Raw genomic sequence first — 13622 nt, 5'->3', positions numbered from 1 at the left:
TGAGATCTGCTTCACTCTCTTGTATCTCTAGTTTGTAAACCCCAGTCATACTCTACGATTAAACTCACTTCAAGTTTTATAGCATCTGTCGTTTGCTTTTGAAGAATTGGTATAAAGCTAACCAAACCCATTGTTCATTACCTTTATCATCCACAAATGACCATAGTTCATCCATCTGCACCGTCAGTTGTTGGCGTGGCTTGGGTTGCACTTGGACCTGTTGGGGAACGTTTTCATAGTAAGCATTCACATACCGCTGCAACCAACTCTCGCTCACTTGCAAGCTGCGAGCTATCCCAGCGAGGGGTATCTTTTCCAGTAGCATCCGCTCAACCGTGGCTTTGGTGTGATCGCTGAGGCGTCTCCACTTGGGATTTTCCACAAACTGTCGTCCACAGTCGCGACATTTGTAATTCTGGTTGCCGTGACGAGTGATGCCATTTTTATTGATGTCATTGGAGCCACAGGTCGTACATTGCAGCAGAGGTTTAAGCATGGATGAGAGAAGAAAAGCAGCCCTACCCTACATTTCTATTGTCTCTTGCTCTTTTTTCTACGTCCTTTCCTAAATGGCACTACCCAATCTCGATATCAAAATTCTTCATCTCAATTCCTATCGGTGCTTCTTCCACCTCCACGTTAAAACGTCGTTGCCAAGTCCTTAAGGCTAAAAGGAACCCCAACGGTTGGAATGCAATCTCGTGAGTCTTCGTTTTGTAGTCCCAGTTCGTCTCTTCCTCAACAGGTAGATGATCCTCTTTGATTCTTTGGGTAATCTGGAAAGCTTTCTCGGATTGTCCGGCTGCGACATACTGGCGAGCGATCGCCACTAACACCTTTGCGGTCTCCTCACCATCCGGCATCAAGTTGGTAATTTCCAGGGCTGAGTCATCCTGTTGAGCGTTAGTGTAATGCTTAACGATGATTGCTAACAACGGAGCTTTCTCCTGCCCTGGTTCCAGCGTCTCTATAACCTCAAGCGCTCTGTTAATTTGTTCATCCTTAATTAAACTCTCAACAAGCGTTCTCCACACATAAGTTTTTTGTTCGGCATCGAACTGGAGGCTGGCAATTTGAATTGCTTTCTCATATTGTTTGGCTTTTATCCAGTGGTGAGCAATTGAACCCAACAGGTAAGATTTTTGTCGAGTATCTCCCATCAGTTCGGCAATTTGCAGGGCTTTGTCGTTCTGTTTCACACTTAAAAAGCCATGAGCGATGTCATGCAACACGCCCTCTTTTTCGGCAGTATCCTCAACCCATGAAACCAGCGCAAAGGCTTGTTCGGGCTGTCCTATTTTCACGTACTGCCGCGCGATTTGACCAAACGCACTAACTTTAAACTCACGCTCTTCTATCGTTTTGGCAATTTGAAGGGCTCGTTCATGTAACCCAGAGCACGCTAAATGCTTAACCAAATCAGCCAACACAGAGGAACAGGAAGAACTGACTATACAGCCGTGTCTCTCATACACAGGGGGGAAAGTCTTGGCAGCCTGAATAGCTTTGGTTAACAATTCAGTTGCTTTATCTATCTGTCCATTTTTTTCATACTTGATGGCAAGTTTAGTAAGATTATCGGCCTTATAATACTCATTGTTTTTTTGTTCGATGAGCTTACTCGCTTCGTCGTATTGCTTAGTCTTTAGATACTGGTAAATTATTAAATCCAACGCCTGGTCTCTATCCCTTAAAGTGGTGGCAGCTTCCAGGGCTTTTTCATACTGCTCTGATTTAATATAATAGCGAGTCAGAGATTCTAGCCAAGATTTGTTGGAGACATCTGTATAATCCTTTGCCAATTGAATGGCTTTGTCGTATTCCCCAGCTTCTATATACTTGTCAGCAATTGCTGCTAACACCTTGTCCTTGCCAGATCTTACATTTGTGACAATTTCCAGCGCTAAATCGTAGCGTTCGACTTCCGCATAATGAATGCCAATCACAAGCCTTATGCCGTCTCTATGATAAGATTCATCGCCCATCTTTTGGGTCACTTCTAAAGCTCGCTCATACTCTCCTGCTTCAAGATACTGCTGAGCAATCTCTGATAAAGCTTTAGACTTATAAAATTCATTTTCTAGATTTTCGACGAACTCAAGAGCTTGAGGATAATTTCCAGTTTTGGCATACTGCCGGGCAATTGATGCTAAAGCATAATTTCGACGCGAGTCATTTTCTATTCTTTTGGCGACTTCGAGCGCTTGCTCATACTGCCCTTGTACAGCTAATTCGGTCGAAATAATGGATAACGCATCAGATTCTTTATAGTCTGAATCAAACCGGAGCAGGTTGGTGATTTGAAGAGCGTTTGTGAACTCACCCTCTTGGGCATACTTAATCGCAACCGCAGCTAGTACCTCGACTTGAGAATATTCTTCCTGGATATTTTTGGCAATTAAAAGGGCTTGAATATACTGTCCTCGCTCGATGTACAAGCTTGCAACTTCAGCCATTTTGCTTCCACTGAGATAGTGAGCTTGTATGGCCAAAGCTATTTGTAAAGCTTGCTCATATTGTCCTAACTCTAATGACTTGGAAACGAGTGATGCCAAGAGCCGATCTCTTTTCTGCTGATCTTTTAAGGTTTGGGCTCCCACCCCATAAAAAGATAGAGGAATGCTATTCAGTAGTAATTCATCGAGTGTCGGTGGTTCGTTGCCAAACTGACTAGCCTTTGACTCAAGCGTGTTTGCAGTTTCGTCTTTCTCGAACGTTGTCACCTGCTCCGTTAAAGCATAAAACAGTAATCGTTGATGAGGGTCGCTCGGTGCATATTCAGCAGCGACGGCAACTTCACGCGCTAAGGAAACTTCTCGAGATGAGAAAAACGCTTGCTGGAGTACCAGAGAACATAGTGCCTCTCGTACCTCAACCCCTTGGATTTGCCTGGCTGCGTTTGCCATGACCTCTACAATTTCCGGCAAGGCACTCGCTTCGACATGAATGTGGGTGAAGGGTTGATGCCACTTTTTTGAGTTCCAAGCATTCAAATCGCGACCCACGATTTCCAACGCTTTGCCGTAGCTCGCCATTGCCTCTTCATAGCGACCTAAGTTAAATAAAGTATCGCCCCGCCGACTCCAGGTGGAAGGATCATCGCGTTGTAGTTCTAAAAGTTTGTCGAAGCTAAGCACTGCTTCTTCATCGCAGCGTAACTGCAACAAACGTTCAATCAGGTTGTTCCAGTGTTGGGGTAAAGTGGCAGGGATTTTGAGGATTTTGTCGCGAATCAGGCTTGCGGCTTCGCTGCCGTCTAAGCCCCGCAGGCTACTAACCAAGCGTATCCAAGCACCCTCATGATTAGGTTCGGACTCCAAAACTTTTTCCCACCACTCCAGCACTTGCTCAGAGCGGTTTAAGCGCTCTAAAACAATTGATAAATTGATTTGGGCGTCAGTATAGTCAGGTTTGATCGCTAAAGCTCGCTCGTAGTTCGGTGCTGCTTCTTCATTGCGATCGCTAAAGAAAAACACATTGCCCCGATTGAACCAAGCCTCCACATAGTCTGGATTGAGCGCTAAGGCTTTGTCGAAGCTGGCGATCGCCTCTTCATCGCGATTAACGCAACGCAGTGCACTGCCTCGCCGACACCAAGTTGACTCGTTGTTTGGATTGAGTTCCAAAGATTTGTCTAAACTAGCGAGCGCTTCCTCATAGCGCTTTAAGGAATAGAGGGTATGCCCACGTAGCCGCCAACCATCATAGTCATTGGGGTTACATGCTAGCGCTTGGTCAGTGATAGCCAGAGCCTCATCGTAGTGAGCTAAATTACACAGCGCCAAAGCTTGGCCACACCAAACTTGGCAGGCCTTGCGGCTGTCCGCCATCGCTGGGTCACAGCGAACCCGGGCTTCCTCGTAGCTAGCCAAGGCTTCCTCATAGCGGCCTAAATTATTCAGCGCCAAGCCTCGGTTAGTCCAAGCGTCGTAGAAGTCAGCTTGGATGGCTATGGCTTTATCATAGGAAGCGATCGCCTCTGGATAACGACCTAAGTGATTCAATACCATCCCCCGGCTAGTCCAGGCTGAGGGGTCGTTGGGTGCGAGTTCTAGCGCTTTGTTAAAGCTGAAAAGCGCTGCTTCACCTCGTTTCAAAGAAGATAGTGCCGACCCCCGATTGCACCAAGCCTTAAAGTAGTCTGGTTTCAACGCCAAGGCTGTGTCGTAGCTCGCCAGCGCCTCCTCGCAGCGTTTTAATCGAAGTAGGGTATTACCTCGATTGAACCAGGTGACTGGGTCGTTGGGTGCGAGTTCCAAGGCTGTGTCGTAGCTTGTGAGCGCTTCTTCCCAACGATTTAAGTCATCCAACACCAAGCCCCGATTGTGCCAAGCTAAGGGGTCATTGGGTTCGATCTCCAGAACTTTGTTGTAGCTTGCGAGCGCTTCTTCCAGACGTCCCAGCTGTTTCAGTGTTTGACCTAAGTCGTACCAAGCTTGGTCGCAGTCGGGTTTGATCTCCAGAACTTTGTTGTAGCTTGCGAGCGCTTCTTCCCAGCGTTCCAACTTCAACAGCGCCTTGCCTCGGTTGACCCAAGCCAAATGATCCTCAGGTTGGAGGGCGATCGCTTTGTCGTAGCTCGCGAGTGCTTCTTCCCAGCGTTCCAATCTAAACAGCACAGTAGCCCGGTTAGTCCAAGCTTTGTGGAAGTCGGGTTTGATTTCTATGGCTTTGTTATAGCTGTTGAGCGCGTTTTCATAGCAGCCTGAGTTGAACAATTCATTGCCCTGACTCCACCAAGTGTCAGCCTCGTCATCGGTCCTTTCCGACTGTTGAGACTCTAGCTTTTGCAACTTCTCTGGCTCCATTAATGCCTATCTCCCGATGTCCAACTGTAATGGGATGAATTGTCACTCTGCTTTTCTAATTTCTTGGAACAACGCTGACTGTGTCCGTTCTTCCCTTAGCCAATGATGCAGCGCTTCCATCGGGTGTCAGGGTCATAGGCACCGGGGAGCTGCTGAGCCACTGGCTTGACCCAATGCAATGACTGTGGTGGGGTGCGCCCCTTGACGCGCTCGATGCCTCTAAAGCCCATGCCATTGCGATACAGGGACACAGATGGAATTCTGTTTGCCTCTTTTCTGACCATTTTTACGGATGTGAGTGGACTGTCATTCTGGGCATTGCAGCGAATACAATCTCAATTCATCTCTCTATTGTGCAACGCTCAAAAATCGTGCTTTAGTTCTTGTGACCTAGGCGCTAGCGGATGGGATATTGCAGCGATGCAATACAGATGAAAGGCTCTCAGGCAAAAGCTTGAGGGGATGTCCCAGAGATTGCCAGAGGCGTGGAAGGTGCGATCGCGCCCTAGAAAAAACCTCCCACTTGGGGAGGCAGCGGCGGTTGAAAGGCGGTGGCTTAACTGGCCACTTTGTCCTTAAAGAGTTTTCCCGCCGAGAAGGCGGGAACCTTTGTGGCTGGGATAGTCATCGCTTCTCCCGTTTTGGGATTGCGACCTTCGCGAGCTTGGCGCTCTCTGGCTTCAAAGCTCCCGAATCCAACTAACGTGACTTTGTCACCCGCCGCCACAGTGGCTTGAATCACGTCAAACACAGCCGTGAGCGCGGCTTCAGCTTGCTTCTTGGTCACGTTGGCTTTTTCTGCCACGGCATCTACGAGTTCACCTTTGTTCATAGAAATTACTAGAAATCTCTAGAGGGCTCGGTGTGATTATAGTTCAGGTTTCTCGGGAGCGATCGCACGTTCCCCAATAAATCAGCACAGTGCACGCGATCGCCATCAAGTTGAATGAGCTCGCCTTACCACCCAGATTTGCTCTTAACCTGCAATCCTTGTAGAAATTTACCTAATGCGGGTGACCCGAACGGAGTTTTAATGTCGGAGCGGGAGGGCGATCGCTAGGATCAAATTGATGGGTCACCGTTCCCCACCCTGCACTGATTTCTAAGCGATGCCTCAGCCCTGCGAACTTTGCCAGCGAGAGATGTCTGCCCTTACCGCACACCACCTGATTCCTCGTCAAAAGACGAAACGCCAGGGTCTCGACCCCAGCCCCACCATTCAAATCTGCTCCGCTTGTCACCGTCAAATCCATACGCTCTACGACAACTCCCATCTGGCACTCCACCTGAATACGCTGGAGAAGCTGAAGCAAGACCCACCGCTACAAAAATTCCTTGCCTGGGTTCACAAGCAAGACCCGAATCAGCGAGTGAAAATGGATCGCAAGCGTTGACCCCTGTCTGAAGCCGTTAAAATTAGTTCCAGATTGGCAATCTGTCGCGGGTGAACTGGAGCGGTGATTTTCACGGTTTCAGTTCACCCCACCGCTCCCGGAAAGCTGTTCGATCGCCTGGGTGGAGCGATCGAACAGAAGAAACTGATTTTCACAATTCTTCTGAACGGCCCTATGATGTTGTCCTCTACGGTGCCAGTGGCTTTGTCGGTCAGCAGACGCTATAGTACTTTGCCACTCATATGTCTCTTCCAAGGGGAAGAGATGTTAGTGGAGCGGTCACAAATTCTGGTCGTTTGTGGGTCAGCGGCAAAAAAACAGAGACGGCGAGTGGATTGGGACCCAAAAGATTGGATTGATGTGCAGGAGTCGCGATCGCGACAGGGCTGAACTAAGCAGCCAGCAGTCCTAGAATAAACTTGTGAAGGATTCCATTTGTACTTTCGTACTACCCGCAACACTCCCAACCTCGCTGCTGGGGGTTTTTTAATTCACACAAACTGCGTCAGGAGTGCGTCAGAAGTGCGTCAAAAATCAATCGTAGAAGTCGATGGAGCCGAATTAATGGCTCCTAAGCACTAGAAGTGCGTCAAGAGCGCGTCAGAAGTGCGTCAAAGTTGAGCTGCGACGAAAGTTGCCGCAATGGATATGAGGTAGATCTACTCAGTGTCGTGCTCACGCGACAGCCACGCGACAGGGATGCTGCAGTCACGCGACCGTCACGCGACGAGAGGCGTTAGGTATGGCGCAAAAACAGATTGTTGCGGTCGCGTGTGGGGGAGCGATCGCCGAGCGAGGTGCGGCAGCGGCACAATATCCACAAATTGTGTCAGGAGGTGACAGAAGGTGCCAAAGGGTGCCCGATGTGATGGATTGTGGCTCTTGGTTCCTCTTTCAGCGTGACAAGCTGTGTCAGGGCGTGACATTGGGTGTCAATGGGTGATGTTTTGTGCCAACGTGGGATCGTGGGAAAGGGCGATGCACATTGCCGCTAGTCCTGCCTCAACTTTTTATTAGAGTTTCTAGATTGGTGAGTTTCTTGAGGTTTTTGAGGAAGTTCAAGGGGCGATCGCAGTGGTTTGAGCACGCTCTCTCATGCCCTCAGCCCATCTAGAGAATTGGTCCGATCTGGTCCTAGTGGACAACCAGCGTCATTGCCCGATCGGACAAACTCTCAAGGTTGCAGCGCCCTGAAGCAAGCGAAGGCGGCAGCAGGGCTAGACACTCAGAGGGGCGATCACCTGAGTTTAGTTCCTAGGACAAACTTCTAGGATCTGATGAACGGCAGCCTAAGAGAGGGCGATCGCTCCATTAACCAGCTCTTTGGTAGACAAGGCCATCCTTATGAGGTGGATGTAATGTGAGAGTCAGGTTTTGATTAGCCTAAGAGAGGGGCGATCGATACGGATATTATTTACAACCTGCTCCGCTACTCTGAATACTATTGAAGCGCCTGCAAGCTACGATCCCAGATATTTCCTGAATGATTCGAGCGGTACATTTGTACTGTTTGTTACTAATTTAGGTCAAATCTATCCGTCTAAATCCGCTCTGCTAGCCTATCAGAGTTTTTGGGAACCTTAATTTAATCTGGAGTCGTTGGTAATAAGCTGAAAAAGCTTCGAAACTCTTTTAGAGTAAATTGATGCTTTTTAGGCAAAAGGCCGGAATCTTTCCTATGGAGAGAAGGATTTCAGTGGCTATTGGCCAACCGCTCTAGTGAACTTCTAGTAGTTGAGGGATGAGATAGCGATGCAACCACTCTCCGAAGAGCAACTCCGCCATCAATATGACAAGCTGACTGATTTCGTGGAAAATGGGGCAGTCTGTCTGCATTGGGTGGGACCGGATGGGACGATTCTGTGGGCCAACAAATCGGAATTGCACTCTTTAGGCTACTCTCCCGAAGACTATGTGGGCCAACATATCGCTCAGTTCCATGCGGATGACGATGTGATTAACGATATTCTCTGTCGCTTGACAGCCAATGAAACCCTTCATAACTACGAAGCCAGAATGGTCTGCAAGGACGGATCGATTAAGTACGTCCTGATTGATTCGAGCGTCTATCGCGATGAGAACGGTCAGTTCATTCACACCCGCTGCTTCACTAGAGATAACACCGCTCGGAAGCTGGCAGAAGAAGCGTTAAACCAAAAAACTCAACAGCTAGAACAAACGCTACAAGCTCTGCAACAAACCCAGTCGCAACTCGAACAAACCAATAAGGACTTGGAAGCCCGAGTTGAAGAGCGCACGATCGAGCTCCAACAAGCCAAAGAACTGGCCGATAGCGCCAACAAAGCGAAGAGTGAATTCCTCGCCAACATGAGCCACGAACTCCGTACCCCACTCAACGGAATTTTAGGCTACGCGCAGATTCTACTGCGCGATAAAGCGGCTAATCCGAAGCAAAAGGATGGGGTCAGTATCATTCACCAGTGTGGCTCTCATCTGCTCACCTTGATTAACGACATCTTAGACCTCTCCAAAATTGAAGCGCGCAAGCTAGAGTTTTTCTCCAAGAATTTCCACGTTGACTCCTTCCTCACTAGCATTGTGGAAATGTGCCGTATCAAAGCTGAGCAAAAGGAAATTCGTTTTACCTACGAAGTCCTGAACCGTTTGCCCAAGGCTGTGTATGCCGATGACAAGCGACTGCGCCAAGTCTTGATTAACCTGTTGGGCAACGCGATTAAATTCACAGACCAAGGGGGTGTGACGTTCAAGGTCGGGGTGGTGGCAGAGTCGCCTCAGAGCGATCGCCAGCCATCTGCCAATACCCGCCACTCATCCTCCGTCAAGATTCGCTTTCAAGTGGAAGACACAGGGGTTGGCATGACCTCAGAGCAAGTTGAGAAGATCTTCATGCCGTTTGAACAAGTCGGGGACCAAGAACGGATGGCAGAAGGCACTGGTTTGGGGCTCGCCATCAGCTTGCAAATCGTGCAAATGATGGGCAGCGAAATTAAGGTTGAAAGTATGCCGGGTCAAGGCAGCAAGTTTTGGTTTGATGTCGAACTCACCGAATCGGACGAGTGGGTAGAGTCGAACAATGGGAACCCAGCGAGCTTGGTCGTAGGCTATGAGGGTGAGAAGCGTAAAGTACTGATTGTTGATGACCGGTGGGAAAATCGCTCTGTGATTGTCAACCTACTAGAGCCTTTAGGATTTGAACTCATGGAGGCGGTAAATGGTCAAGAGGGCTATGACAAAGCTTTAGAGCGGCAACCTGACCTAGTTCTCACTGATTTGGTCATGCCGGTGCTAGGGGGACTGGAGATGACTCAAAAGCTGCGATCGCTCCCTGAGTTTCAAACCACGGCGATTATTGCCTCTTCTGCGAGTGTCTTCAACTTCGATCGCCAGCAAAGTCAGCAAGCAGGCTGCAATGATTTTCTGCCGAAACCCGTGCAATCCGATGAATTGCTCGAACAGTTCCGCCAGCATCTTGGTCTCACCTGGATTTATGAGATTAATCATCAGCAGGCACAACCCTCAGCCACCAATTCTGCTGTTTGTGAACTCATTGCCCCTCCCGTTGCGGAACTTGAAGCGCTATATGCAGCGGCGCGCATCGGTGACATCGACAGTGTCGAGCAGGAAGCTCAACGACTGGCGCAACTCAACGTGCAGTATCAGCCCTTCGCCCAGCAATTGCTTCAGTTTGCACAGGCAATGGATGACGAAGCAATCTTGAAGTTTGTGAAGCAACAGGTTGAACCAGTTACGTAGGTCCCGCTATGAGCACTCATCAAACGAGTCTAATTCTGATTGTGGATGACAATCCGAACAATACCAAGGTGTTGTTTGAGTTGCTCAAAGAGTCAGGGTATCGAGTGTTAGTGGCGAAGAGTGGGGAAAGTGCCCTGGAGAGATTGAAATCGGTCTGTCCAGACCTGGTCTTGCTGGATGTGATGATGCCAGGCATCGATGGGTTTGAAACCTGCCGTCGCCTCAAAGCTGCGCCAACCACGCAAGAGATTCCGGTCATCTTTATGACGGCGCTAGCTGACACTGTAGACAAGGTCAAGGGCTTAACCCTCGGAGCCGTCGATTACATTACTAAACCTTTTCAACAGGAGGAAGTGCTGGCCCGAGTCAACATCCACCTCAAGCTCTATCACCTCAACCGAGACTTGGAGAAGCGAGTGGCGCAGAGAACCGCTGCGTTATCCAATGCTCTAACCCAATTGCAACAATCGCAGATGCTGTTGGTGCAAAGTGAAAAGATGTCTGCACTCGGTCAGCTGGTGGCAGGAATCGCCCACGAAATCAATAACCCGATTAATTTTGTGCATGGCAATGTCACTCATCTCGATCGATACATCCAAGATGTCCTGAGTTTGCTTCAGGTGTATCAGCAACACTATCCCCATCCTGTCTCAGCAGTGCAAGCAGAAGCAGAAAGCATTGACCTCGATTTTCTTTTGTCTGACCTGCCGAAAACCTTATCCTCGATGAAACTAGGAACGGGCAGAATTCTGGAGATTGTGCAAGGCTTACGGAACTTTTCTCGCTTGGACGAGGCTGAACTCAAAGTTGTAGATATTCACGCAGGGATTGAGAGTACGCTCCTGATTCTGCAACATCGCCTGAAAGCAAAGCCAGAACATGGAGGGATTCAGCTGATCAAGGAGTATGGGGTTCTGCCTGAAATTGAGTGTTACCCAGGCCAATTGAACCAGGTGTTCATGAACTTAATTGCCAACGCCATTGATGCCTTGGAGGAATCGATGCTGAGTTGTTGGTTGCCCAGAGGTAATAGCCAAGCCCTCGACAGGGCTACCATTTGGATTCGCACAGAAATGTTAGATCAACATCACGTCTGTATCCGGATTGCGGACAACGGAGTGGGGATCAAGGAGGAATTCAAGACCAAGCTGTTTGAGCCTTTCTTTACGACCAAGCCCATTGGTAAAGGGACGGGTTTGGGGTTACCCATTAGCTATCAAATTGTGGTTGAAAAACATGGGGGTCAACTGGAGTGTATCTCTGAACTCGGGCAAGGCACCGAGTTTGTCATTACGATGCCAATTCGGGTAGCACTAACGTTGTAATTCAGTCTTTTAAGGTATCTGTTGTGAACTACAAGATTGCTTCAAACTGCAAGTAGCAATTTGAACTAAAAACTCCATTGAGACGCTGTTTGAAAAGCTTGAAGATTTAGCAAATTCAGTTAGGACTCTCGTAAGAATAAATTGTTTAGAGGAAAGACTAGGATGACTATCCTATAAAAAGCTCTTCCAGAAAAATTGCTCTAGTTAATTTTACACGCTGCCTTAACCCTTTAGCTTGATTCAGTTGCCAAAAAACGATCGCTCCTCTGGGTATGTAGAGGAGCAATCGTTTTTTGGGTCATTGTCTTTATACTCTCTGATGCCTACTCAATCCCTGTTCGAGTGGTGGCCCTTTCTGGCGGATCTCATTTCAACGCCCGGTGGTACCTTCCTCGCGCCTTGTCCTACCAAGACTCAGCTCAACGGATGTTTTTTGTCAAAGGGGTATTGCTAGTTTTCAGCTATTGCACTTTAGAATGCACCGATGCACCATATAGAAGATAATTCATCCTTTTATGCGCGTGTTCCAGCACGAGTTTTAGGATGCCTGCGTGGGGGTGAAATTACCGTTATTCTCTTTCCTGGGCAGGGGCTAGTAGTCACGCACCCCATCTAACCTCATCTCGTTCCTGAAACTTTGAGAATGCCCAACAGTGAGTTTGATGTCTTGTTCAAACATCCTGGTGCAGAAATGGTCCGAGTTCTGCACCAGGATGAATCATGTTCAGAAATTAGTAGCAGCAATGAGTGAAGTTCAACTTAATCTTGTTGTCATTCGCTCAAGTAACGTTGAACAAGCCGCTGTGTTCTACCAACGATTAGGTTTGTCTTTCATCAAACATCAGCATGGTAATGGTTTAGAGCATTTTGCTAGTGAGCTAGGTTCTATTACGTTTGAGATTTATCCGTGTACTCCTGGAACAGTGCCAACAAAAGCAACTCGGCTAGGATTTCAAGTGTCTTCTGTAGATGATGTTGTTTGCAAACTCAAACAGCATGGGGCTTCAATTGTTTCACCCCCTGCGGATTCAGCTTGGGGACGACGTGCAGTTGTGGCAGACCCTGATGGACATCGAGTAGAGTTAACAAGCAGGTGAACAGAGGCATTATGCCGCGAGAAGAGACGCATCAACTTTGGGAGCAGATACCCCTGGAACTTCCATGATCCAACCCACGACACCTGACGATGCATCAGCAATAATTGCGCTAGCTGTGGCAGCTGGGATGTTCCCCGCGAACGAAACCGAAGCGCTGGGCAAAGTGCTGGCAGACTATTTTGGCGGTAATCTCGACAAGGGCCATGTGTGGGTCAGCGACGAGGAGGCGGGGGAGCTGTGTGGAGCCGCCTACTATGCACCAGATTTGATGGCAGATCGAACGTGGTATTTGTACATGATTGCGGTACGGCCCGATTGCCAGGGACGGGGGCACGGGACGATGCTGATGCAGCATGTGGAAAATGCCCTGCGGATGAGCGGCCAGCGGCTGTTACTAGTCGAGACATCGGGGCTGCCGAACTACGAGCGCACTCGGACGTTCTACGAGAAGTGCGGCTACGAGAAGGAGGCGCGCATCCGAGATTTCTACACGGCGGGTGATGACAAGATCGTGTTTCGTAAAGTGTTGAACGCAGATTAGGCCATAGTCCGTGGCTGATGGTGCATCAAGCTATGGTGGGTTTGGTAAAGTAGAGAGGCATCTACTTTCAAGCACAATCTATGAAATGCCGACTCTGTGGTCATCTCCGCACGCATAAACACAGTAAAGCCCCAAACGCTAGTCAGCGATATTTCTGTCCCCAGTGTAAGCAAACGTTCAACAAACGCTTTGACACCTTGTACTACCATCGCCAAGTGAGCGCGGAGCAAATTCGGCAAGTGCTACAGGCGCATAGCAAAGGCAGTAGTCTGAGAGGCATTGGTCGCACGACAGGACTTGCGTATAACACAGTTGTGAGTATTGTTCGCGCTGCGAGTCATTATGCGCAACTGGTGCATAATGCTCAAGTTCGTTCTCTGCGCAATGCCGCGATCGCCCTCATCTCCATTGAATTTTTTGTCATAAATGTTTTCGCGGTTAATCTCGCTGTTAGCTTGTAACTCTAATGAATGAGCTTAAAACGTCTGGATGATGAACCGCTTTCTTACCCTGTGCTTGAGCCCGATTCTTTTGATTGCAGCGGCCTCAGGTATTGCACAATCTGCCGCTCGCTCTGATGGGATGGCACAACTGCCACGCATCTTGAACACCTGTCCTGCAAACGTTCCAGCCGCATCTGTTGCACCCTTCCCCAAACTGCATCCCAATGCTTTGCAGGCAAGAGTGCCCATCATGATGTATCACGACATTCTGCCAGCCAA

Annotated in this window: 12 protein-coding genes and 1 pseudogene; 9 read left to right on the top strand and 4 right to left on the bottom strand. The window is 48.7% G+C overall.

All coding sequences use genetic code 11. The features are described 5' to 3' along the window. Positions 1-76: 76 nt before the first annotated feature. The 4 genes and pseudogenes from H6F72_RS15495 to H6F72_RS15480 form a co-directional block, all read right to left on the bottom strand. Entirely contained in the window at positions 77-496 is a 420-nt protein-coding gene (locus tag H6F72_RS15495; RefSeq protein WP_190437297.1) for an IS1 family transposase, read from the bottom strand. A gap of 79 nt (positions 497-575) precedes the next feature. Continuing rightward, positions 576-4808 (bottom strand): tetratricopeptide repeat protein, encoded by a 4233-nt coding sequence (locus H6F72_RS15490; protein WP_190437295.1) that lies wholly within the window; start codon positions 4806-4808, stop codon positions 576-578. Positions 4809-4930: 122 nt separating this feature from the next. After that, positions 4931-5102, bottom strand: a pseudogene (locus H6F72_RS31140) (IS1 family transposase); the annotation flags it as partial. A gap of 262 nt (positions 5103-5364) precedes the next feature. Next, positions 5365-5640, bottom strand: a complete 276-nt coding sequence (locus H6F72_RS15480; RefSeq protein ID WP_190437292.1) for an HU family DNA-binding protein — start codon at positions 5638-5640, stop codon at positions 5365-5367. A gap of 277 nt (positions 5641-5917) precedes the next feature. On the opposite strand from H6F72_RS15480, the gene H6F72_RS15475 reads away from it, so the two are divergent. From H6F72_RS15475 to H6F72_RS15435, 9 genes are all read left to right on the top strand, one after another. Continuing rightward, on the top strand, positions 5918-6202 hold the full coding sequence (locus H6F72_RS15475) for an HNH endonuclease (RefSeq protein WP_190437291.1): 285 nt from the start codon (positions 5918-5920) through the stop codon (positions 6200-6202). Between the two features lie 63 nt (positions 6203-6265). Further along, complete coding sequence (locus H6F72_RS15470) at positions 6266-6592, top strand: hypothetical protein (RefSeq protein WP_190437289.1); 327 nt, start codon at positions 6266-6268, stop codon at positions 6590-6592. Positions 6593-6944: 352 nt separating this feature from the next. After that, positions 6945-7145: a hypothetical protein gene (locus tag H6F72_RS15465; RefSeq protein WP_190437287.1), complete on the top strand. Its 201-nt coding sequence runs from the start codon at positions 6945-6947 to the stop codon at positions 7143-7145. A gap of 809 nt (positions 7146-7954) precedes the next feature. Next, positions 7955-9937 carry a PAS domain-containing hybrid sensor histidine kinase/response regulator gene (locus tag H6F72_RS15460; protein ID WP_199299113.1) on the top strand — a complete coding sequence of 661 codons (1983 nt, stop codon included), beginning with the start codon at positions 7955-7957 and terminating at the stop codon, positions 9935-9937. A gap of 8 nt (positions 9938-9945) precedes the next feature. After that, positions 9946-11262, top strand: coding sequence for a sensor histidine kinase (locus tag H6F72_RS15455; protein ID WP_190437285.1), 1317 nt, complete (start codon positions 9946-9948; stop codon positions 11260-11262). A 743-nt stretch (positions 11263-12005) separates the two neighbouring features. Then, positions 12006-12359 carry a VOC family protein gene (locus H6F72_RS15450; protein ID WP_190437283.1) on the top strand — a complete coding sequence of 118 codons (354 nt, stop codon included), beginning with the start codon at positions 12006-12008 and terminating at the stop codon, positions 12357-12359. A gap of 64 nt (positions 12360-12423) precedes the next feature. Then, entirely contained in the window at positions 12424-12900 is a 477-nt protein-coding gene (locus H6F72_RS15445; RefSeq protein WP_190437281.1) for a GNAT family N-acetyltransferase, read from the top strand. Between the two features lie 80 nt (positions 12901-12980). Continuing rightward, entirely contained in the window at positions 12981-13361 is a 381-nt protein-coding gene (locus H6F72_RS15440; protein WP_190437279.1) for an IS1 family transposase, read from the top strand. A gap of 28 nt (positions 13362-13389) precedes the next feature. After that, a partial coding sequence (locus tag H6F72_RS15435; protein WP_190437277.1) for a hypothetical protein occupies positions 13390-13622 on the top strand: 233 nt, incomplete at its 3' end.

The sequence above is a fragment of the Trichocoleus sp. FACHB-46 genome, from assembly GCF_014695385.1.
In the GTDB taxonomy this organism is placed as follows: Bacteria; Cyanobacteriota; Cyanobacteriia; order FACHB-46; family FACHB-46; genus Trichocoleus.
The sequence above is the reverse complement of the archived record's forward strand: the minus strand, read 5'-3'. Positions and strand labels throughout refer to the sequence as shown.

Coding starts and splice junctions, on each gene's coding strand:
- H6F72_RS15495 (WP_190437297.1), bottom strand. CDS start 496: ATGCTTAAACCTCTGCTGCAATGTACGACCTGTGGCTCCAATGACATC.
- H6F72_RS15490 (WP_190437295.1), bottom strand. CDS start 4,808: ATGGAGCCAGAGAAGTTGCAAAAGCTAGAGTCTCAACAGTCGGAAAGG.
- H6F72_RS15480 (WP_190437292.1), bottom strand. CDS start 5,640: ATGAACAAAGGTGAACTCGTAGATGCCGTGGCAGAAAAAGCCAACGTG.
- H6F72_RS15475 (WP_190437291.1), top strand. CDS start 5,918: ATGCCTCAGCCCTGCGAACTTTGCCAGCGAGAGATGTCTGCCCTTACC.
- H6F72_RS15465 (WP_190437287.1), top strand. CDS start 6,945: ATGGCGCAAAAACAGATTGTTGCGGTCGCGTGTGGGGGAGCGATCGCC.
- H6F72_RS15460 (WP_199299113.1), top strand. CDS start 7,955: ATGCAACCACTCTCCGAAGAGCAACTCCGCCATCAATATGACAAGCTG.
- H6F72_RS15455 (WP_190437285.1), top strand. CDS start 9,946: ATGAGCACTCATCAAACGAGTCTAATTCTGATTGTGGATGACAATCCG.
- H6F72_RS15450 (WP_190437283.1), top strand. CDS start 12,006: ATGAGTGAAGTTCAACTTAATCTTGTTGTCATTCGCTCAAGTAACGTT.
- H6F72_RS15445 (WP_190437281.1), top strand. CDS start 12,424: ATGATCCAACCCACGACACCTGACGATGCATCAGCAATAATTGCGCTA.
- H6F72_RS15440 (WP_190437279.1), top strand. CDS start 12,981: ATGAAATGCCGACTCTGTGGTCATCTCCGCACGCATAAACACAGTAAA.